The organism is Sphingomonas sp. Leaf30 (assembly GCF_001422525.1).
Lineage (GTDB): Bacteria > Pseudomonadota > Alphaproteobacteria > Sphingomonadales > Sphingomonadaceae > Sphingomonas > Sphingomonas aerolata.
In genome coordinates, this window is the sequence record NZ_LMKZ01000013.1 from 1 (window position 1) to 19,459 (window position 19,459).

General features: G+C 62.5%; 18 protein-coding genes and 1 riboswitch. Of the genes, 9 read left to right on the forward strand and 9 right to left on the reverse strand.

Going from position 1 to position 19,459, the window contains the following annotated elements:
- The 5 genes from ASE89_RS11225 to ASE89_RS11245 all read left to right on the forward strand — a co-directional run.
- Positions 1-1,118, forward strand: a 1,118-nt coding sequence (locus ASE89_RS11225; RefSeq protein ID WP_056677676.1) for a type IV secretory system conjugative DNA transfer family protein, incomplete at its 5' end; no start/stop codon positions are given.
- 702 nt (positions 1,119-1,820) lie between these two features.
- On the forward strand, positions 1,821-2,696 hold the full coding sequence (locus tag ASE89_RS11230) for a replication initiation protein (RefSeq protein ID WP_031392895.1): 876 nt from the start codon (positions 1,821-1,823) through the stop codon (positions 2,694-2,696).
- Positions 2,697-3,243: 547 nt separating this feature from the next.
- A complete protein-coding gene (locus tag ASE89_RS11235; RefSeq protein ID WP_031392894.1) occupies positions 3,244-4,329 on the forward strand; it encodes a sulfite oxidase in 1,086 nt (361 codons plus the stop codon).
- Complete coding sequence (locus ASE89_RS11240) at positions 4,329-4,769, forward strand: YidH family protein (protein WP_051916165.1); 441 nt, start codon at positions 4,329-4,331, stop codon at positions 4,767-4,769. Before ASE89_RS11235 ends, ASE89_RS11240 begins: the two co-directional genes overlap by 1 nt.
- Positions 4,770-5,008: 239 nt before the next feature.
- Positions 5,009-5,085, forward strand: a riboswitch (Fluoride riboswitch).
- Positions 5,086-5,108: 23 nt separating this feature from the next.
- Complete coding sequence (locus ASE89_RS11245) at positions 5,109-6,473, forward strand: voltage-gated chloride channel family protein (protein WP_055879823.1); 1,365 nt, start codon at positions 5,109-5,111, stop codon at positions 6,471-6,473.
- A gap of 9 nt (positions 6,474-6,482) precedes the next feature.
- Here ASE89_RS11245 and ASE89_RS11250 read toward each other — a convergent pair whose 3' ends face one another.
- The 6 genes from ASE89_RS11250 to ASE89_RS11275 form a co-directional block, all read right to left on the reverse strand.
- Complete coding sequence (locus ASE89_RS11250) at positions 6,483-6,959, reverse strand: hypothetical protein (protein ID WP_031392891.1); 477 nt, start codon at positions 6,957-6,959, stop codon at positions 6,483-6,485.
- 13 nt (positions 6,960-6,972) lie between these two features.
- On the reverse strand, positions 6,973-8,217 hold the full coding sequence (locus ASE89_RS11255; RefSeq protein ID WP_200910541.1) for a molybdopterin-dependent oxidoreductase: 1,245 nt from the start codon (positions 8,215-8,217) through the stop codon (positions 6,973-6,975).
- Between the two features lie 106 nt (positions 8,218-8,323).
- Positions 8,324-9,475: a TDT family transporter gene (locus ASE89_RS11260; RefSeq protein ID WP_056677679.1), complete on the reverse strand. Its 1,152-nt coding sequence runs from the start codon at positions 9,473-9,475 to the stop codon at positions 8,324-8,326.
- Positions 9,472-10,344: a LysR family transcriptional regulator gene (locus ASE89_RS11265; RefSeq protein ID WP_031392888.1), complete on the reverse strand. Its 873-nt coding sequence runs from the start codon at positions 10,342-10,344 to the stop codon at positions 9,472-9,474. The genes ASE89_RS11260 and ASE89_RS11265 overlap by 4 nt, the downstream gene beginning before the upstream one ends.
- Positions 10,345-10,432: 88 nt before the next feature.
- Entirely contained in the window at positions 10,433-11,416 is a 984-nt protein-coding gene (locus ASE89_RS11270; protein WP_031392887.1) for a malate dehydrogenase, read from the reverse strand.
- Between the two features lie 46 nt (positions 11,417-11,462).
- Positions 11,463-12,632 (reverse strand): hypothetical protein, encoded by a 1,170-nt coding sequence (locus tag ASE89_RS11275; RefSeq protein WP_051916164.1) that lies wholly within the window; start codon positions 12,630-12,632, stop codon positions 11,463-11,465.
- A 261-nt stretch (positions 12,633-12,893) separates the two neighbouring features.
- Here ASE89_RS11275 and copM point away from each other — a divergent pair, with 261 nt between their 5' ends.
- Together copM and ASE89_RS11285 are read left to right on the forward strand one after the other, a co-directional pair.
- Positions 12,894-13,274, forward strand: coding sequence for a CopM family metallochaperone (gene copM, locus ASE89_RS11280; RefSeq protein WP_031392885.1), 381 nt, complete (start codon positions 12,894-12,896; stop codon positions 13,272-13,274).
- Positions 13,271-14,689 carry a YncE family protein gene (locus ASE89_RS11285; RefSeq protein WP_056677682.1) on the forward strand — a complete coding sequence of 473 codons (1,419 nt, stop codon included), beginning with the start codon at positions 13,271-13,273 and terminating at the stop codon, positions 14,687-14,689. Before copM ends, ASE89_RS11285 begins: the two co-directional genes overlap by 4 nt.
- 350 nt (positions 14,690-15,039) lie before the next feature.
- Here the strand turns inward: ASE89_RS11285 and ASE89_RS11290 are convergent, their stop codons facing one another.
- The 3 genes from ASE89_RS11290 to parA form a co-directional block, all read right to left on the reverse strand.
- Positions 15,040-16,389 (reverse strand): IS1182 family transposase, encoded by a 1,350-nt coding sequence (locus tag ASE89_RS11290; RefSeq protein ID WP_236701726.1) that lies wholly within the window; start codon positions 16,387-16,389, stop codon positions 15,040-15,042.
- Between the two features lie 248 nt (positions 16,390-16,637).
- Positions 16,638-16,907 carry a ribbon-helix-helix domain-containing protein gene (locus ASE89_RS11295; protein WP_031392883.1) on the reverse strand — a complete coding sequence of 90 codons (270 nt, stop codon included), beginning with the start codon at positions 16,905-16,907 and terminating at the stop codon, positions 16,638-16,640.
- A gap of 1 nt (position 16,908) precedes the next feature.
- Entirely contained in the window at positions 16,909-17,586 is a 678-nt protein-coding gene (parA, locus tag ASE89_RS11300; RefSeq protein ID WP_031392882.1) for a ParA family partition ATPase, read from the reverse strand.
- Positions 17,587-17,787: 201 nt separating this feature from the next.
- Here parA and ASE89_RS11305 point away from each other — a divergent pair, with 201 nt between their 5' ends.
- Together ASE89_RS11305 and ASE89_RS11310 are read left to right on the forward strand one after the other, a co-directional pair.
- The gene (locus ASE89_RS11305; protein WP_031392881.1) at positions 17,788-18,258 is read left to right on the forward strand and encodes a hypothetical protein; all 471 of its coding nucleotides are present in this window, start codon (positions 17,788-17,790) and stop codon (positions 18,256-18,258) included.
- A gap of 146 nt (positions 18,259-18,404) precedes the next feature.
- Positions 18,405-18,968, forward strand: coding sequence for a recombinase family protein (locus tag ASE89_RS11310; protein ID WP_056677686.1), 564 nt, complete (start codon positions 18,405-18,407; stop codon positions 18,966-18,968).
- The last annotated feature ends 491 nt before the right edge of the window (positions 18,969-19,459 follow it).

Consider the following 19,459-nt stretch of genomic DNA (forward strand, 5'->3'; position numbering starts at 1 on the left):
CCTCCCGCGCGCGTGCCGCCAAGGGCCAGGTCTGGTGCCTCGATCCATTCGGCGTGTCGGGTCAGCCCCCTGCCCGCTACAATCCGCTCGACCGGCTCGATCCCGCCAGCCTCGATCTCGCGGAAGATGCCAACACCCTCGCCGACGCGCTGGTGCATGACGCGCCGGGGCAATCGGGCGAAGCCCACTGGAACGAGGAAGCCAAGGCTCTGATCGCCGGGCTGATCCTACACACCGTCATCCACGAACCTGCCGATCGCCGCGTGTTGGCGACGGTACGCGACAAGTTGACGCTCGCCCCCGCCGGCTTTGCCGCGCTGCTGGCCGATATGCAGGACAGCGTCGGCGCCGGTGGCCTGATCGCCCGCGCCGCCAACCGCCAGCTCGGCAAGTCCGATCGCGAAGCAGCAGGCGTCCTGTCTTCGGCGCAGCGCCATACCCACTTTCTCGACAGCCAACGCATCGTCGCCAGTACGGCCGCGTCCGATTTCACCTTCGCGGGGCTGAAGGACACGACAGCCACGGTGTTCCTGTGCCTGCCGCCCGATCGGCTCGATACTTATGCCCGCTGGCTGCGGCTGCTGGTGAGCCAGGCCGTCACCGACATGGCCCGGTCCACCGCCCGCCCTGCCCGGCCTGTTCTGTTCCTGCTCGATGAGTTCGCCGCGCTCGGCCGCCTCGAACCTGTCGAGCGCGCAATGGGGCTGATGGCGGGTTACGGCCTCCAGCTCTGGCCGATCCTTCAGGACATGCATCAGCTCAAAGCCACCTATGGCGAACGCGCCGGCACGTTCATGTCCAACGCCGGCGTAATCCAGACGTTCGGGGTCAACGATCATGCGACCGCCGACATGCTCTCGCGCACGATCGGCGACACGACGATCGAATACGATACCGTCAGCACGTCACGCGGTACGGGCTGGGGCGAAAATCGCGCCGGGCCTTCGGAGAGCGTCAGCGGGCACGTTTCGGCCCGCCGGCTCGCCACGCCAGACGAAATCATGCGGATGCGGCCCGATCAACTCCTGCTGCTGCGCCAGGGTGAACACCCGCTCGCAGTCGAGAAGATCCGTTATTACGATCAACGCGAGTTCACCGGCCTGTTCGATCCTGCGTGACGATGCGCGAAAGGTGAGTTTTGGGGTAGCGCCTCACCTTCCGAAGGTGACGGAGCTGGTGATCGGATTGACGATCTACGAAACCGATCGCGAAGGAGCTGATTTAAGCACCAACAGCGAGGTTCGGTGCTGCAAGGGTGCGGATCGTGGCAAAGCCCTCTTCCCTGCCCTCATGGCGCTCTTGGTCGGCTCTGGCGTAGTATCTGGTCGCCAGCTCGCCTTTCTTCTTTTTCCGCTAAGCACGCGGCGTTTGCGCCGCTCTGGTGACAGCGCAGCCGGCACGAGACGAATAGTGCATCGGCCATTAGGCCGATTCCATCTGCCTATTCTGACGGTGGTTATCCACAGGCTCGCCACCCCAAAGCTCACCTTTCGCCGTTCAGATTCTCTAATTCTTCTGATTCAAGATTCAGAGCCCTGAAAGGTCCGTATTTCTGCCGAAAAATGACTCCAACAGTGAGCGTTGGGGTCGATTCGCGTGAGTTTCGGGGTAGCATGCGGTGAGCTTTGGGGTCGGTAAAAGTGAGTGTTCGGGCAGGGTCCAGTGAGTGTTGGGGTACCCCAATGGTTGGGTTAAAAGGATCGGTGAGTTTTGGGGTATCCGCCTCTCTACTCCTCGGGGGAGCTGAAACATTTGCCTAGCTCACTTTTCGTGATTAGGGTGAGTTGGTAAGTTCCTCTAGCTCACCGTTGGTCAAGCCTATGTCGCAACCTGCCGTGGTCGATATGACATTCCGCACGCTGGCCCAGAAGGGACGTGGAAATCCTTTTGATCCCGCCAACTACGGTGAAATCGTCAAGCCCGGCGAGTTGGTCGATATTGTAGAGCTAAGCCCCCTCACCCTCGCGGATCGCCGTATCTACAACCTGCTGATCGCCAATGCCTGGGAACGCATTGGCGAGCCGATCATCCATCGCATTGCGAAATCCGGACTGAAAGGGACGCACCAAGGCAACGAGCGCATAGAGAGTTCACTGCTGCGCCTCATGGGCACCATCGCGATCGTCACGATCCGCAAGGATGGCAAGAGCTACAAGCGCCGTGTCCAGCTGCTCGGCCCAAGTGATGAAAGCCTCGAAAAGGACGGCTTCCTTCACTATCGTATCCCAGAAGAGCTGATCGAGATACTGCGGAACAGTCAGGTTTATGCCCGTCTCAAGACGCAGGTAATGTATTGCTTCGAGTCAAAATACGCACTTTGTCTCTATGAAATGATCGAGCGGCGCATTGGTCTCGAATACAAACAGAAAGAGGAGTTTACGATCGAAGAGCTGCGCGGCCTGCTTAACGTGCCTGAAGGTAAACTCGAACGCTTCGCTGATATGAACAAATATTGTCTGAAGGTGGCTGTCGAGGAAATTAACAAGCTTTGCCCCTTCTATGTCGATTTCACGCCGATCAAGAACGGGCGCAAGGTCGAACGGGTGGCACTCCACTGGTTCCCAAAAACGTCCAGCGGCAAGCGCGACGCACAGAACCTGATCGACCAGCACAGCATTGTACGACGGGCAAAGCTGCGCGGCGGAATTCCCGAACTGCCCGTGCTGGTAGATTTCAGCGCGTCGGCCCAAAGGTGAGCCGCTACCCCAAAACTCACCGATAGGCTTTGCTACCAACCTCTACATGCCAGACACGTGTTCACGTTCCATCGTGTTCTCGTGCTATCATGTTCACATGCCAACAAGTGGGCTGGCGGATTCCGGGGTGCCCGTTACAGATGCCGGGCATTCACCCAGCCCTTGCATGTTCCACTCGGGACGGATCATTCGGATCGCCCCCTCTTCGGGGTCGGTACATAGAACGGACCCAGATATACGTTAAGCGCCCTCATCCGGGTTCAGGCGGCGCAAATCACCCGTTTGTCGCGCATCTGCGATGGCGACAGGGTTTTCCGTCATCCCTAGTACCTAGCGACGACTTTTGGGACAAAGCCGTCGTAGCAAGTCCAGCCACATCGCGACGATCTACGGGAAAGGCTGTCTGGCGCTCGGCGCCTTTCGCGCGACGGCATGGTGATCGCTCCACCGCCGTCTAGAAAGGGATAGGCTATCGAAAGAGTCTGGGTGACATCGCCCAGCAAAACGATCGATTTCGCTACTGATTTCATCATGGTAGGCCGCTTGCATGACCGCATCCGATCGCGCCGAACAGAATCTGATCCTCCGCTGTCCGGAGCCGCTCAATGCGGAAACGCCCCCGGATAAACTGATCACGTCCTTCCTGACGCCGCAGGCGAACTTCTACATCCGCAGTCACGGACCAACGCCGGAACTGGCCGACGATCATCGTATAGCGCTGGACGGCTTAGTCGACCGCCCGCGCTCCTACACGGTTGCCGAACTTCAAACGGCATTTGCGACCCGGACAGTGACCGCGACCATGCAGTGCGCCGGCAATCGTCGGGCACATCTTCAAGACGTGGAAAAGACTTCGGGCGATCCCTGGGACGTGGGCGCGATTGGCAATGCGGCGTGGACCGGCGTCGCACTGTGCGACGTGCTCGCCGCAGCCGGCATCCAGGACGGCGCGTCGTTCGTCGGCACTACGGGGGCCGACAACGTGGATGTCGATGGTGAGACGGCACCGTTCGGTGCCTCGATCTCGATCGCCAAGGCGCTAGAGCCCGACGTGCTGATCGTCTGGGCCATGAATGGCGAGGCGCTGGCCCCCGAACATGGCGCACCGCTGCGGCTCGTCGTGCCGGGTTATGCGGGCGTTCGTAGCGCCAAGTGGCTGACGCGCATCGAGGTGCGCGATCGCCCGTCCGATGCGCCGATCCAGGCTAAGGACTACAAGCTCTTTCCGGCGTCGGTAGCGAAGGAGGACGCAGACTGGGATCGGGGTCTGACTATCGAGGAGATGCCGCTCAATGCTGCGATCTGCGCGCCGGTGGACGGCGCGCATGTCAGCGCCGGCGCGTGCGAAATCGCGGGTTATGCGGTCGCCTTCGGCCGAGCGGTCACCCGCGTCGAGGTCTCCGTCAATGGCGGCACCGACTGGCTGCAGGCGGAACTGACTGCAAAACCCGATGCGCCTTGGAGCTGGACGCAGTGGCACGTCACGGTCGATCTGTCTCCCGGACTCCACGTCCTGATCGTGCGCGCCGTTGACGGTGCCGGGCAGATGCAGCCCGAACGGCCCGAGCCGATCTGGAACTTCGCCGGCTATCTCTCGACTGCCTGGCATCGCATCGCCGTTACCGCTGGCTGATGGACGCGCCGCACGACGCCGATCGGGCCCATGCGAAGCTGGCGGAGAGCGCGAGCAAGCTGAAGGACAGCGCAGTCCAGCAGGTGGACAGCGCCGACCGTCGCACAGAGCTTGCCGCGGACCGCACAATCCTCGCCGGCGAACGCACCTATGCTGCCTGGGTGCGTACCGGACTGGCGGCGCTCGCTTCCGGTATCGGCGCGCGCGCGCTGCTCAAGGACGTCGTGTTCCCGTGGCTGGCGACGGCGACCGGGACCATGCTGATCTTGTTCAGCGCCTTTTGCTTCGCCGCTGCGGTGTGGCGAGAGATGGGCGCAGGCGCCCCGCCGCCACGACCGGACATCAAGCGCCTGCCAGCGACGTTGCTCCTAGTGATGAACGGGTTTCTCATGCTCGTGTCACTGGCCGCGCTCGTCGGCATCTGGACGGCACGCTCGTAGCAGCCATCCCTAGGTTTGCTGCGAACCGATCAGACCCCGCAGCGCATCCGCGGCTTTCGTGCGGTATCGCCCCCTTGTGACGAAGCCCGAAAACGACGTGGGCCAAAGCCGATCGGTCCCGCATGCAGCGTACCCGGGGTCGGTACATATAACGGGCTCAGATAGACGCTGCCGACTGGCCGGTCCGAGCATTTGCCCGACCAACATGCCCATTGACGGTTGGGGCAAACGTCTAATAGATCGACTTTGGCAATGGATTTCTGCCGGGCAATTTGGCCGAACCGCTCTGATAAGAGCTGATGATTCCTACTTGGCGCCTTCAGGCAGCAAGGAGGAATTGTGCGCGCTACCTTTCGCAATCTCGTCGGCACGCTGAACGTCGCGGCATTCATGCGCGATCGTCACGACCATGCGATCTCTGTCCTGCGCTGGGCGCTGATCTTGCTGCCCATGGCGGCACTCGTCGGGACGCTATGTGCGGCGTTCCTGCTGAGTCTCGATACCGTTACGCGACTGCGGTTTGCATCGCCTTGGCTGCTCTATCTGCTACCGGTGGGCGGGTTCGTTGTCGGATTCCTCTACCATGTCACCGGGCGCACAGTGGAAGGCGGCAACAATCTGATCGTCGAGCAGGTCCACGAGCCTGGCGGCGGGGTGCCTCTGCGGATGGCGCCGCTCATCTTCTTCGGCACAGTGGTGACGCATCTTTTCGGTGGCTCGGCCGGACGTGAGGGCACCGCCGTCCAATTGGGTGGAAGCCTTGCCAGCGGTTTCGGCCGCGCGCTCCGCCTCGATGCGGGCGGCACGCGCATCCTGTTGATGACGGGTATCGCAGCCGGGTTCGGCGCGGTCTTCGGCACGCCGATCGCAGGCGCGGTCTTCGCGCTCGAAGTGCTGGCGATCGGCCGCGTTGAATATTCCGCGCTAGTGCCTTGCCTCGTTGCAGCGCTAGTCGGCGATTGGACGTGCCTCGCCTGGGGTATCCATCACGGTGTCTACCCGATCGGTGCGTTGATACCGGTCGATGCGCTGCTCGTGACGAAGGCGGGTATTGCGGGGATCATATTCGGACTGGTCGGTTTGGCCTTCGCCGAAGCCAACCACGTGGTCGGGGGATGTCTGAAGCGGATCGTCCCCTATGGTCCGCTACGTCCAGTGATCGGCGGGGTCGTCGTTATCGCGCTCGTCTTCCTGTTCGGCACGCGCGACTATCTAGGCCTGGGTGTCCTGGCAGCGAGGCCCGAGAGCCTTACCATCGCCAGCTTCTTCGGACCAGACACGCATCCGTGGAGTTGGGCGATCAAGCTGCTGTTTACTGTCGTCACGCTCGGTGCGGGTTTCAAAGGCGGTGAAGTCACGCCGTTGTTCTTCATCGGCGCGGCGCTCGGTAACGCGCTGGCGCCTTTCTTGGACGTACCGACGGGCCTGTTCGCCGCGATCGGCTTTGTTGCGGTCTTTGCCGGGGCTGCCAATACCCCGCTCGCCTGCACCTTCATGGGGATTGAACTGTTTGGCGCCAGCTATGCGGTGCCGATCGCCGTCGCCTGTTTCGTGGCCTATCTCTGCTCGGGCCACAATGGCATCTACCTGTCGCAGCGCGTTGCGATACCCAAGGTGCCCGCGAACGGCCTCGCGCCCAATGCAACACTGCGCGAGACACGTACACGCCGCACAGCACTTCGCGCGCAGAACCGCGTGTCGTGAGTGATGGGCTTAGCCTGATCCCCCCGATACGTCGGGCGCAGCCTTCGGATCGGGGTCTTGCGCCTTGCCCTTCGCGGCGCCCGGCTGCTTTGCGCTCATGGCGGTCAGATAAGCGACGATCGCCGGCACGTCAGCCTGTGCAACAGGAGCCTTGTAGACCTCGCGCATCTTGGTGACCTCCGCGGTCCACTGATCGGAGGAGAGTGGCGGCTGGTTCAGCGCCATGCTCGCCGAATGACACGAGGTGCAGTTGGCGTTGATGACGTCGGCATGCGGGCCGGCGGGATATTGCCCTTCGTCGGTCGGGAGATCGACCGAGGTGGACGCCAGCGAGAAGCCGCGCGCCGAAACGCTTGGCGGCGGTGGTGCGGTCGGGGCGGCAGGCGGCGGGGCGATGCGGCTGTTCGGGGCACCGATCGCGAGTAGAAGAACGACGGTCGCGCCGACGAACCCGAACGACAGCGTGCCGATGGAAGGCGTTTTCATGGGGGAGCGCTCCTCAGCCGACGACGATGTTGGTGGTTTCGATGTTGCCGCGCATGAACCCGCCCGGGTTCCAGATCGGCGTCATCGGCTGCGCGATGCCGGCGGTGTTCCAGCAGCGCGACATCAGTCTGGTCGGGCCCGCATGGCTGAGCGGCACCTGCGCATCCCAGCGGCGGAAACTGTATTTGCCGTGATCGGGGCCAAGCGTCGTCTTGTACCAGCTCTTGCCGTTGTCGGTCGACACATCGACCTTGGCGACGCCGCAATCGCCGCCCATCGCGATGCCGCCCAGCGGGATTGACCGGTCAAACGCGATCACCTGCCCTTCGTCGAGGCTCGTGACCCAACTGCGCGGGATCATCTTGTTGATCGGGACGGCCGGGAAATCCTTCTGGCCAGGCCGCACGTTCGCGCCTGGAGTGTCAGGGATCTTGTACGCCTTGGCCATCCAGTAACCGTCGTCGGGCGCGGCAAGCACCTCGATGTCGTTCAGCATCTTGACCCAATAGGTCGAATACCAGCCGGGTACGATCAGCCGGACCGGGAAGCCGTTGAGGAGCGGCATCTGTTCACCGTTCATCCCGAAGGCGAGCATCACTTCGCCGTCGCGTGCGTGGTCGATCGACAGCGACTTGGCAAAATCCGGTCCACCCGCGACCACCGGCTGGTCGAGCGCACCGAACCGCACCGCGACCGCGCCCGGCTTCACGCCGGCGATATCGAGCACGTCGCGCAGGCGCACGCCGAGCCATTTGGCGTTGCCCATCGCCCCGTGACGCCACTGCGCACCGGCAACAGGGGGCTGGAACAGCGCACGCGAATTGCCCGAGCATTGGTTGATCGCCGCCAGCTCGACGCGTGGCAACTTCAGCAGTTGCGCGAGCGAGATCGACAGCGGCCGCGTGACCGCGCCGTGCACCTTGATCCGGAACGCCTCGACATCGATCGCGGTCGGAATGTCGGCCCAGTGCCAGCGGACGAAGAACTGGTCGTTCGGTGTGAAGACGTCGCCATTGAACACGCTCATCGGCGTTTCCAGCAGCGGCGGGTGGATCCGCTGGAGGATCATGCTGCCCTTGCCGGGGAACGCACTGGTTATCGGCCGTTCCGATGGGCCACCCGGAAGATGCAGGTCGACCATGCTCTGCGCCAGCGCGGGTGCGGCGATCAGCGCGCCGCTGCCGATCGCAGCCTCTGCGAGAAAGCGACGGCGGTTCGTCGCCTGCGCCAGTTTCATATCCAGGCTGTCCACCAGCATTCTCCCTTCGATGTCATGCTCTTATGCGCGATCCGTCCGACGGTCTGCCCGGTACGGGTCGATCGGATGGGCCGGTTCGATCCGGCAGGACGATCAGTTCGGCCCATCAATTGGCTTGGGCGATGCAGGGCGACACGAACAGGTTTCCGCGCCAGCCGCCTGCGACCGTCTTGGCGCCGACCAGCAGCCACATCGCTGCGAGCGCGATGGTGAGGATGGTGCCGACGATCCCGAAAAAGCCGAGCTGGAGCGTCGTGCCGAGCTTGAAGGTGGCGACAGTGTAGACGCCGAGCGGGAAGGTGTAGCCCCACCAGCCAAGGTTGAACGGGATACCCGCGCGCCAGTAGCGGATCGTGATCAGCGTCGCGAGCGCCAGCCACCACAGGCCGAAGCCCCAGAGCAACAGCCCGGCGATCGTGCCGATCCCCTGCGCTACCGCGCCGATCTGGCCGAGGCCGTTGGCGGCGAGGATCGCGGGCGCGTCGCGACCGAGCACCAGCATCCCGAGCGCACCGGTGCCGATCGGACCGAGCGCGAGCCAGCTCGAGGCGGCCATGCTCTCGTGCGGCAGCTTGTGGAGAGCCATCCGCAGGATCAGGATCGCGAGAATGCCGAACGCGACCGGCACCGAATAGGCCCACAGGACATAGGAGGTCGCCAGCACCACGAACTGATGATGGGCGTCCGCCAGATGCGGTGCGAGCAGGCCTCCGCTCGCGCCTGCGACCTCGGCCGCGACCACTGGCAGGAGCCACACCGCGGTCATGCCGTCGAGCGAATGTTCGTGCCGGGTAAACATGAGGTAGGGGATCGCTACACCGCAGGCGAGCGACATCGCGACGTCGATCCACCACAATGTCTCGGCGATCGGGATCACGCCGGCGCCGAACCGCGGCAGGCCGAACGCCAGGAACCCGTTGATGATCGTCGCGAGGCCCATCGGGATCGTACCGATGAACATCGATACGGTGTTGTGCCCGAAGATCCGCCGCGCCTCGTGCCCGAACATCGTCCAGCGCGCGGTGTAGAGCCCGGCGAACAGCGTGAAGAGCGCGATGTTGAAATACCACAATGCCTCGCCGACCGGGTGCAGCGACGTGCCGACGCCCGGCACCTGCGGTAAGGCCAGCGCCAGGATACCGGTGCCCATGGTCGCGGCGAACCAGTTGGGCGTGAACTGCCGGATCATCTCGCGCGGTGAGTCGAGCCGGCTGAGCGGCTTCAGGCCATCAAGAACGGGTTTCAGATCGGCGGTCACTTGCCAGTCTCCTTGATGAGATCGGTCAGCGCATCGGCCGCCCGGGTACGATAGCGCTCTTTGTGCCGCAGCGCGTAGAACGGACGCCGCGGCAGACCGAGCGGCAGATCGTGCAACGTTCCGGCCGCGATTGCAGGTGCGACGACATGCTGCGACAGGACCGCGACGCCTGCGCCAGCCTCGACCGCGCTACGTACCGCCTCGTTCGACGGCAGGGTCAGCGCGGTGGTGAGGTCCGACGGATCGACGCCGCGCTGGCGCAACACCTCCTCGAACGACGAGCGCGTGCCCGATCCCTGTTCGCGGACGATCCAGCGCGCGGCGCGGATCCAGTCCTCGTCGATCGTGTCGGCTGCGCGATCGCTTACCAGCACCATGCGGTCGTTCGCGACCGTCCAATGCGCGAGCGCGGGCTCGTCGATCACACCCTCGACGAAGCCGAGCTCGACCGCACCGTCGAGCACGCGCGCCGCGGCCCCCTCGGTGTTGTCGATCGCCAGTTCGATTGAGATCGCGGGGTAGCGCGCATGGAACGCCGCCAGCTGGCGGGGCAGCCAATAGCCTGCGATCGTCTGGCTTGCGACCAGCCGCAGTGTGCCGCGCTCCAGTCCTGCATATTCGGCCAGTGCAAGTTCCGCGCTGGCGGCACGGCCAAGCACTGCGCGCGCGTCGACCAGAAACATGCGGCCCGCTTCGGACAGTTCGATCCCGCGGCCGACCCGGTGGAACAGCGGCACGCCGTGCCGAGCTTCTAGCGCGGCGATGGCAGCGCTTGCGGCTGACTGCGTCACATTGAGCGCTTCGGCAGCGCGCGTCATGTGCTCGCGCTCTGCGACACCGACGAAAATCCTGAGTTGTTCGAGGGTCATGCCCGATCTCCTTGCCCCAATGATAGGGAAAGGAGATCAATCGCACCAACCAAAGATTACAGTCATTCCAATCAGATATACCGATCGTTCATTTCAGAATGTCGATAACCGCCTCACGTTCATCGACCAGTTCGGCAATCGTGCGATCGAGCATCGATCGCTGGAACGGATCGAGGGTCAGGCCTTCGATACGCGCATACCCACCGCTCATGCAGTGCACCGGCACGCCGCACACCAGTCCTTGCGGGATACCGTAGGAGCCATCTGACACCACGCCCATCGACACCCAATTATCGCCTGCGCCGTGCACCCAGTCGCGCAGATGGTCGATCGCTGCATTTGCGGCCGACGCGGCCGAGGACGCACCCCGTGCTTCGATGATCGCGGTTCCGCGCTGCGCAACGGTGGGGATCAGGGTTTCGCGGTACCAGGCCTCGTTTCCGATACGGTCGGCAAGCTTTTGGCCATCGAGTTCGGCATTCCCCCAGTCGGCAAACATCGTCGGCGAATGGTTTCCCCAGACGACGAGCTTTGTAATCGCATCGACACCTACACCCGCCTTGGCCGCAAGCTGTCCCTGCGCGCGGTTGTGATCGAGGCGGATCATCGACGTGATGTTTTCGGCAGGAAAACCCGGTGCGCTTTGCGCAAGAATCCAGGCATTTGTGTTGGCGGGATTGCCGACGACCAGGATCTTGGCGTCACGTTTGGCCACTGCGTCCAATGCTGCGCCCTGCGTCTTGAAGATCGCTGCGTTGGCAGCGAGCAAATCACGGCGCTCCATGCCCTTTGAGCGGGGACGAGACCCAACCAGCATGGCCGCATCGATGTCCTTGAAAGCCACCATCGGATCATCAGTAATGATCACACCTGCCAGTAGCGGGAACGCGCAATCCTCCAGTTCCATGACCACGCCGCGTACGGCGTCCATAGCCTGCGGCACGTCGAGCAGTTGAAGGATAACGGGCTGGTCCGGTCCGAACACGTCACCCTGCGCAACCCGGAAGAGCAGCGAATAGCAAATTTGTCCTGCGGCACCGCTGATCGCGATCCTGACGGGGGGCTTGGTCATTTCAGAAAGGGCTTTCCTTGGGAAATTACAGACGGTGTAAGACCGATCAACGCGCCGCCACGGCAAGCGCCGCATCGCGCCCGGATGGCACCAGATTGGCGAGACCTTTTCCTGATCGCACGGCACCAGGAACGTAGATCAGGCTTTGCGCATCCGTACTGATAGGGATTGTCGACACGGTGGTGTACGTCAGCGTGTCGATCCCAGCGACCTTGTTGGTTCCGGCCAGGCTGGCATAGATTCTCGTACCATCGCCCGACGGCCAAACCGCACTTGGAGCCGCTTGTAGCGGGACGGTTGCCACAGCCTCCAGGCTGTCGGTTCTATAGACCTTGATTGCAGGTTGATCGCCGCCAATGCTGACATAGGCAAAGGAATCGTCCGCGCGCTGGGCGAAGTTGACCGCGCCCGTTGCTGGACCAGTGTTTATCACTTCGCGTACCGCAAACGGCGGTTTGGCAGCAAAAACCGTGGTCGTGCCGCTCTCGCGGCGTGTTGCCCAAATCTGTTTGCCATCTGGCGAGACCGCGATTGCTCCCTCACCTGCACCGTTGCTGGCAACGTGTCCGACGACGCGCCGATGCTCGACGTCGACAACCAGGATGGACGGCCTTTCAGTAAGCGATACAAAGGCATAGCGTCCGTTTGGCGACAGGATGGTCGCGCCCGCTCCGCCACTTGCTGGTACGCGGGTGATCTCCCGCGCGGTCTTAGGATCCACGACCGCGATGGCATGTTCATCGCCGAGCGAAACCCAGAGTTCGTGCCCATTGGGCGTAAACGCGACGGCGGTAGGCGACGTCTGGAACACGGTCCGGCCTCGTTCCGTGTTCGTGGCCAGATCTACGAGCGTCACACTGTGCTGCGCTAATGCCGATACCGCCAGGGTCCGCCCGTCACGCGTTGCAGCCAGGTGCTGGACTTTGGGGCTGGAAAAGCTGGGCTCAGCTATCGCGCTTTTGGTGAGGTCGATGCGTCCCAGTTCGTTGCCCGCTGCAGGATCGATGACAACGATCTTTGTCGATGTCGGGTCAGACACATAGATCCGGTCATGATGACTAAGGTCGATATCAGCCTTCGACCACGGTGCCTGAACCGCCTTGATATCGCAGGGAAAGTCGTCCGCCGCAGGTGCAGCCCAATAGGCCTGAGCGATCGCCGGGACTGGGGCTACGGAGGCCAACATCGCGGCAACCAGAACGATCGCAGCTTTCATCGTTTGATCCTTATCGCGGATCCGGCGGGTGATCGTGCCAGTCCGATGCCGCTAGATCGACCGATATCTCCCCTGCGTCCAACGCATGGTAACGATGGTTTCAATACGAAAACGCGATCATAGATTGTCTACCGTTCTTTTTAGATGATCAGAACAACCATGCTTATGCGTTGGATCGATGGCTGAGCTGCGATCATTTACGCTGTCACGCTCGGCATTCATCGCTCGCGTGTCATAAATGGGAATACTAAAGGCATGACGATGAAATCTCGCACGGCCTTGCTAACGGCGATAGCCGTGTCCGTATCAACGGGTGCGTTAGCGCAAACGGACGGTTTCGCGTCCGCAATGGATGCGGCGATGGCGCGGATGCACGGCGCGATGATGACCGGTTATTCAAGCGATCCCGATCGCGACTTCGCAAGAATGATGATCCCGCATCATCAGGGTGCGATCGACATGGCCGAAGTCGAACTGCGGTTCGGCAAGGATGAACGCCTGCGCCGGCTCGCCCAGGGAATCATCGTCGAACAGCGTCAGGAAATCGCGGTGATGCAGGGCATCCTATCCGAAGGCGGCGCGTTGCTGCCTCACACCGAACCGACCGCGACCGGTCACCCCCATCACGGAGACCGTCCATGAAGCGTTTCACCCTAACCGCCTGCGCCGCCTTGTGTTTCTCGGGCCCTGCGTTTGCCCAGCAAGTGCCGAACGCGACCCCCGACGTCCCCGTCAGCGCGCAGGACCGGTTCTACACCTCGGACCAGTTCTCCAACACCGTGTCGGTGATCGATCCGTCGACCAACACGCTGCTCGGCATGATAAAACTCGGCGACCAGACCCCCGCGAACCTCAGCCCGCTCTACAAGGGACAGCTGCTCGTCCACGGCATGGGCTTCTCGCCTGATCGCAAGACGCTGGCGGCGATCTCGATCGGCTCGAACTCGGTGACGTTCATCGACACTGCGACCAATGCCGTGAAGCATACGACCTATGTGGGCCGATCGCCGCACGAAGCGTTCTTCCGCCCCGACGGTCGCGAAGTCTGGGTCGCGGTGCGCGGCGAGGATTATATCCAGGTGCTCGACGGCAAGACCTTCGCGCCGACTACGCGCATCCCCGTTCCTAATGGCCCCGGCATGACGATCTTCTCGCCGAACGGGAAATACGGTTACGTCTGTTCGAGCTTTTCTCCCGAGACCGTTGTGATCGACACCGCCTCGAAGAAGATCGTCGGTCGCGTCAAGCAGGCGAGCCCGTTCTGCCCCGACATCGCCGCGACGCCCGACGGCAAGCAGGTCTGGTTGACGCTGAAAGACGTCGGCAAGGTCATGGTGTTCGACGCCAAGCCACCCTTCGCAGTGCTCAAGACGTTCGACACAGGCGCGATCACCAACCACGTCAACATCGCCCGCACCAAGGCTGGCCAGTTCGCCTATGTGACGGTCGGCACCGAGAACGTCGTCAAGGTGTTCCGCACCACCGACTTCGCGCAGGTCGCGAACATCCCGGTCGGCGCGCTCCCGCACGGCCTTTGGCCGTCGGGCGACGGTACGCGGATGTATGTCGGGCTGGAGAACGCCGACGCAGTCGCGGCGATCGATACCGCCAGCAACACCGTTATCGCGACGATTCCGATCGGTCAGGGGCCCCAAGGCGTGGCCTACGTTCCCGGCGCGGTGCCGGTAGGCGATGGCCGTGCAAACCTGGTGCCGCTCGCCCAGGCCGGCATGAAGATCCAGCTGACTCTATCCGGGACTGGGCGCAGCCAGGTGACGCTGTTCGATCAGGGCCAAGTCCAGATTTTGCAGGCGGCGGTTGCGGGCCTCAGTCCAAAGATGCCCTATGTCCTTGGGCTATCCTCCCGCGCTGATGGCAGCGGCGTGATCCAGCCTCTGGCGAAGTTCATGACCAATCCGGCGGGCGGCGCGATAGTCAACACGCTCGGACCGCTCCGCCAGATCGTCAGCGACGCAAAAGGCGACATGCGCCGTTACCTCGTCATTGCTCCGGGCGACCCGATGATGCCGGGCGCCGTCGTTCAGGTGCAAAAATGAGGATTCCGGTGAAACCTGCGATCTCTTGTCCGTATCCGGTATCTTGGTCATGACGCTGGTATAGGCTGCCGCAGCGTTTTGAGACTGTCGGAAAACACACCAGACCGTCCGAGAACTCCGGGATGGCCATGCCGTTAGGCGCGCGCTGCCCTGGAGGGCGCTCGAGGCAGAATTTCTGGATTGGATCGCTCGTCGGCGGGCAAATCCCTCACATTGGGCATCGTCAGCGCGATATTCTCTTGAGAAATGGATGTCCGGCCTTTTCAGGCCTGCACGGCGCGGAGCAGGGCGGGAATGCCGAGGATGTTGATGGCTCGCCGCAGGTTGTAGGCGAGCGCCGTCAGGCTAAACTAGGCGTTGACGTTGGCGAGCCCGCGCATGAGGAACGCACCCTGGTTCATCCACTGTTTGATTGATCCAAACGGGTGCTCGACCGTCTCGCGTCGCTTGTCGAGAATATCGGGCCTCGCGACAAGTCGTTCGGCCATGCGTTCAAGCACAGCCTCGTTTTCCCAGCGATCAATAGTTCGCCGGGAGCCCGAAGTGCATTGCGGCTTTAGGGAGCAGGTTTGGCAGGCCCGCATATTGGTATAGCGGATGGCGATATGCTCGTCCTTGCGGGTGCGGGTATAAGGATCAAGGCGATCACCACTCGGGCAGACGTAACAGTCGGCCTCCGGGTCGTAGCGAAACTCGGTTCTGTTGAAATAGCCGCTTGCAACCGCCGAGCCGCGCTGCGGCCGCGCGACATAGGGCACGACGCCGATATCCTCGCAGGCAGCGATGTCCTCGCCCTTGTAGTAGCCCTTGTCAGCGACTGCATCGATACGTTCGACGCCCAGCACCTCACGCGCGGCACCGGCTGTCTGGGCCAGGAATCCAAGGTCGCTGCCCGAATTGGTGACGTTCTGCTCGACGATCAGCTTGTATCGGGCATCGACCGCGACCTGTGCGTTGTAGCCCACCCCGACCTTGGGGTGCATCGCCATCCCCCGGGCATCAGGGTCGGTAAGTGACAGCTGGCTCTCACCGCTGGCGACAAGTTCGGTGAGCATCGCCTGGTGCAGCTCACGCCGTGTTCGCACCCGCGCGAGCTTCGCCTCGAGCGTGGCCGCACGGCGCGCCGCGCCTTGCGCCTCGATTTCCGCGCGGTCGGCCCGATCAAGCCGTCCCAAATACTCTTCGATCCGCTCGTCGGCCAGCTTGATCCATCCGGCCAGCTTTTGCTGCGTGAAGTTGCGCTTGCGGCTGTTCACCGCCTTGAGGCGCGTGCCGTCCACGGCAACCAGTTCCCGCCCGAACAGATCGAGCTTGCGGCACAGCAGCACGAAGGCGCGAAACAGCGGCTTGAATGCTGGCCGGTTCACGCGCCGAAAATCCGCGATCGTGCGAAAGTCGGGACGCAGGCCGCCCAGCAGCCAGATCACTTCGAGATTGCGCCCGGCTTCCGCCGCCAGGCATCGGCTTGAGCGGACCCTATTGAGATAGCCATAGAGGTAAAGCTTCAGCAGATCCGCGGGATCGTAGCCGGGTCGGCCCGTCGCCTTTGGCCGAAAGCGGTCAAAGCCAAGTTCCCCCAGATCCAGATCGTCGACGAAGGCCGCGATGAAACGCACCGCGTTGTCTGCCGCCACATAGTCATCGACCGAGGCTGGCAGCAGCAGCATTTGATCGCGCGATTGACGTTCGATGTAGCCCATGCCCGATCATACCGGATACGAAACCTGACGGGAATCCATCACGCAGTTTTCGGACAGTCTGACATGCTTTCGGACAGGGTGCGCTCCGGCCTTGGGTCGTGGTGCCAACAGGATGGCAGAGTGTGCGACAAACCCTGTCGCTTTGGTCAGCTGTACGGAAACCCGAATCTGGGGGTTTGCTGACACCCGATCGCGTTAGCGTACATCTGGGTCCGTTCTATGTGCAGCCCCCTCTTCAAAGCTGCGCGTCACCGCTCCCCGAACGGGTGCTTGCCGTACTGGCGCATGAGAAGGTCGATTGCCTCGCCCATCAAGGCCTGAAGGGTAGTTCCGTTCTCGGCCGCCAGCACATTTAAGCCTCGGCTAACTTCCGGACTAAAGTATGCGCTGACAGCCTTCTTGCCCTGCCGCGCCGCCGATCGCACCGACGCCGAGCCCTCAATGGCTGGGGTCGAGACGCTCGGCTCCACCTTCGCGCGTTCTGCACGCTGCTGCCTCATGGCGCCAAATTTGCTCATGTCAGCCTCGCTTCTTTCTGCCCTGCTTACTTGTGGGCAAGTTCACACGTTCGCTTGTCCACGTCCATAGCGCGGCGATCTCCTCCGCCGCCTTACCGTCAGGCTCCGCCTCTATCGCGGTTTTCCCTTGCGCCGTGCTGTGGTGATAGATCGCGCGCATCGTGAGCATGACGGGCGCGACCGGCACACCCATACCCTCAACGCCTTCGCTGCCCTCAATCAGCTCCCGCGCGTCTCTGTAAGTAGTTGGCGCGCGCTGAGGACCGCCCATGAAGAGCACGAAGGCCGGCTTGCCTGCTGCCTTCACCAGCTCGGCCGTCGTTTCAACGGCTGACAAGTCGAACGCTTGGGGACGACAAGGAATAAGGATCAGGTCCGCAGCCTTGCACGCCTCGCGCGCCATGATGTCCGCGTGTGGGGGCGTATCGATAATGACTAGGTCCGCGCCTAGATCGGCTGCTTGCTGCACCTTGCGCGGAAGGAGGGTGGGGGAGGCACAATCTACGACCTCAGGGTCCGCGCCGCCTCGCCAGTGGTTCCATTGGCTAGCGGTCGCTTGCGGGTCCGCGTCGAGGATCAGCGCGGAGAGGCCCGCACTGGTGGCGGCACCGGCAAGGTGGATGGCAAGCGTGGTCTTACCCGCTCCGCCCTTCTGGCTGATGATAGATATGGTCTTCATGTAGCCCCTGCACGTGTTCGCGTGTGAACATGATGGATAGCACACAAGTGAGCAAGATAACAATCTCACTTGTGAACTGATAGCCTTCGTGGCCTGTAGCAGCGTGGTTGGGTGGTCGTAAGCTGCACCCGAGGTTCGCGGCATAAGGGAGCATACGTGACAGGAATATCAGGGGGGTCAGGATCAGGCGGCTGGACGTGGGTGCAAGGCTTCGGAACGGCCTTTGCGGGCGTGCTTGCCTACCTTGGCGCGCGTTTTGGCGCGCAGGCCGGGAAGGAGAACGCAGACAAGGCCATCTTCGTCCAGATCGTCACCAGCGAGCGCGCGGTATGGCGAGAAGCAATGCGAGGGCTGGTTGTAGAGTTAACGGCCGAGGTGCGGCGTGGTGCAGTTAGCCCTGCCAAGCCGGTGAATTGGCGAAAGGTACATGCCGCGCGCGCTGGTATCGTACTCCGCCTAAACCCGGCCTGCCGCGACGTAGGGACTGAGGACAAACATGCCCTGGATCGCGCGCTCTTCCGCGCAGTCGAGGAGCTAGTGAGTGCGCGGCATACTCCAAAGCCCGATTGGCTCAAAAAGGCGGATACGGTCGAGAAAGCAGCCCAACGGCTCATCAAGAAGGAATGGGACAAGTCGAAGAAGGAGGCTCGCACAGGCAGGCTTGAAGAATGAGGCTGTGAGGGCCGCAGGATAGCAACTGTCGACTGTCGCAAATGTTCTAAGTTTTGCGACAGCGTTCCTGAAAACTGTTTTGTCTCATTTAGCGTTGTCGCAAAAGTCTGTTGCATAATACTCACATTTCGATACAGTTATGCGACATGTTGATTGGCTACGCCCGTGTGTCCACCGATGACCAGGATCTCCGGCTGCAACGCGCCGCGTTGAAAGAGGCCGGATGCAAGCGGACGTTCGAAGAAAAAATCTCTGGCGCAAAGCGTGACCGGCCTCAGCTTGCCAAGATGATCGAGCAACTGCGTGACGAAGACACGGTGGTGGTGACGCGGCTTGATCGGTTGGCACGCTCGACCCGCGACCTGCTCGATATTGCCGAGAGACTGAAGGAGGTCGGCGCCGGTCTGCGTTCGCTGGCCGAGCCCTGGGCGGATACGACCTCGCCTGCGGGCCGCATGGTGCTGACCGTGTTCGCCGGCATCGCCGAGTTCGAGCGCGAGCTGATCCACCAGCGCACCGGCAGCGGACGGGTAGCAGCCAAGGCAAGAGGGGTGCGCTTCGGCCGTCCGCCCAAGCTCACCCCCGATCAGGTCGCGCTCGGCGAACGATTGATAGGCGAAGGCACATCGGTGCGCGAAGCCGCCAAGCTGCTCAAATGCCATCATGCCACACTCTACCGGGCGCTGACCGCAGCGACGGTGGCTCCATGATGCGGTGGGCTGAGCAACCTGACGTTTCGGCAGGGAGGGCCTGATGCCTATCCGCCCCGAGCACGTGTTCCTGTATCCGATCGACTGGGCGCAGCTCTCGCACCAGATACGCTTCGTGCGGGCGGGGGGACACTGCGAGCATTGTGGACGCCCCCACAGGCAGAAGGTCTTCCACCTGGGCGACGGACGGTGGTGGGATCGGAACCGGCAATGCTGGCGCAATGGCCGGGGCCGGCGTGTGCAACGGCCTACGGAGAACATTCTGCTACAAGGCCGGTGGACACCGGTGGTCCTGGCCTGTGCGCACCTCAATCATGATCCGAGCGACAGTGCGCTTCACCAGCTCGCAGCGCTCTGCCAGCGCTGCCACATGCTCCACGATGGACCGGAGCATCGACGCCGTCGCTGGATGAACGCGCACTATCGGCGTGCGTTGGGTGATCTGTTCTACGGCCCATACCCCAAGCTGGGAGGCGACTGGATCACACCAA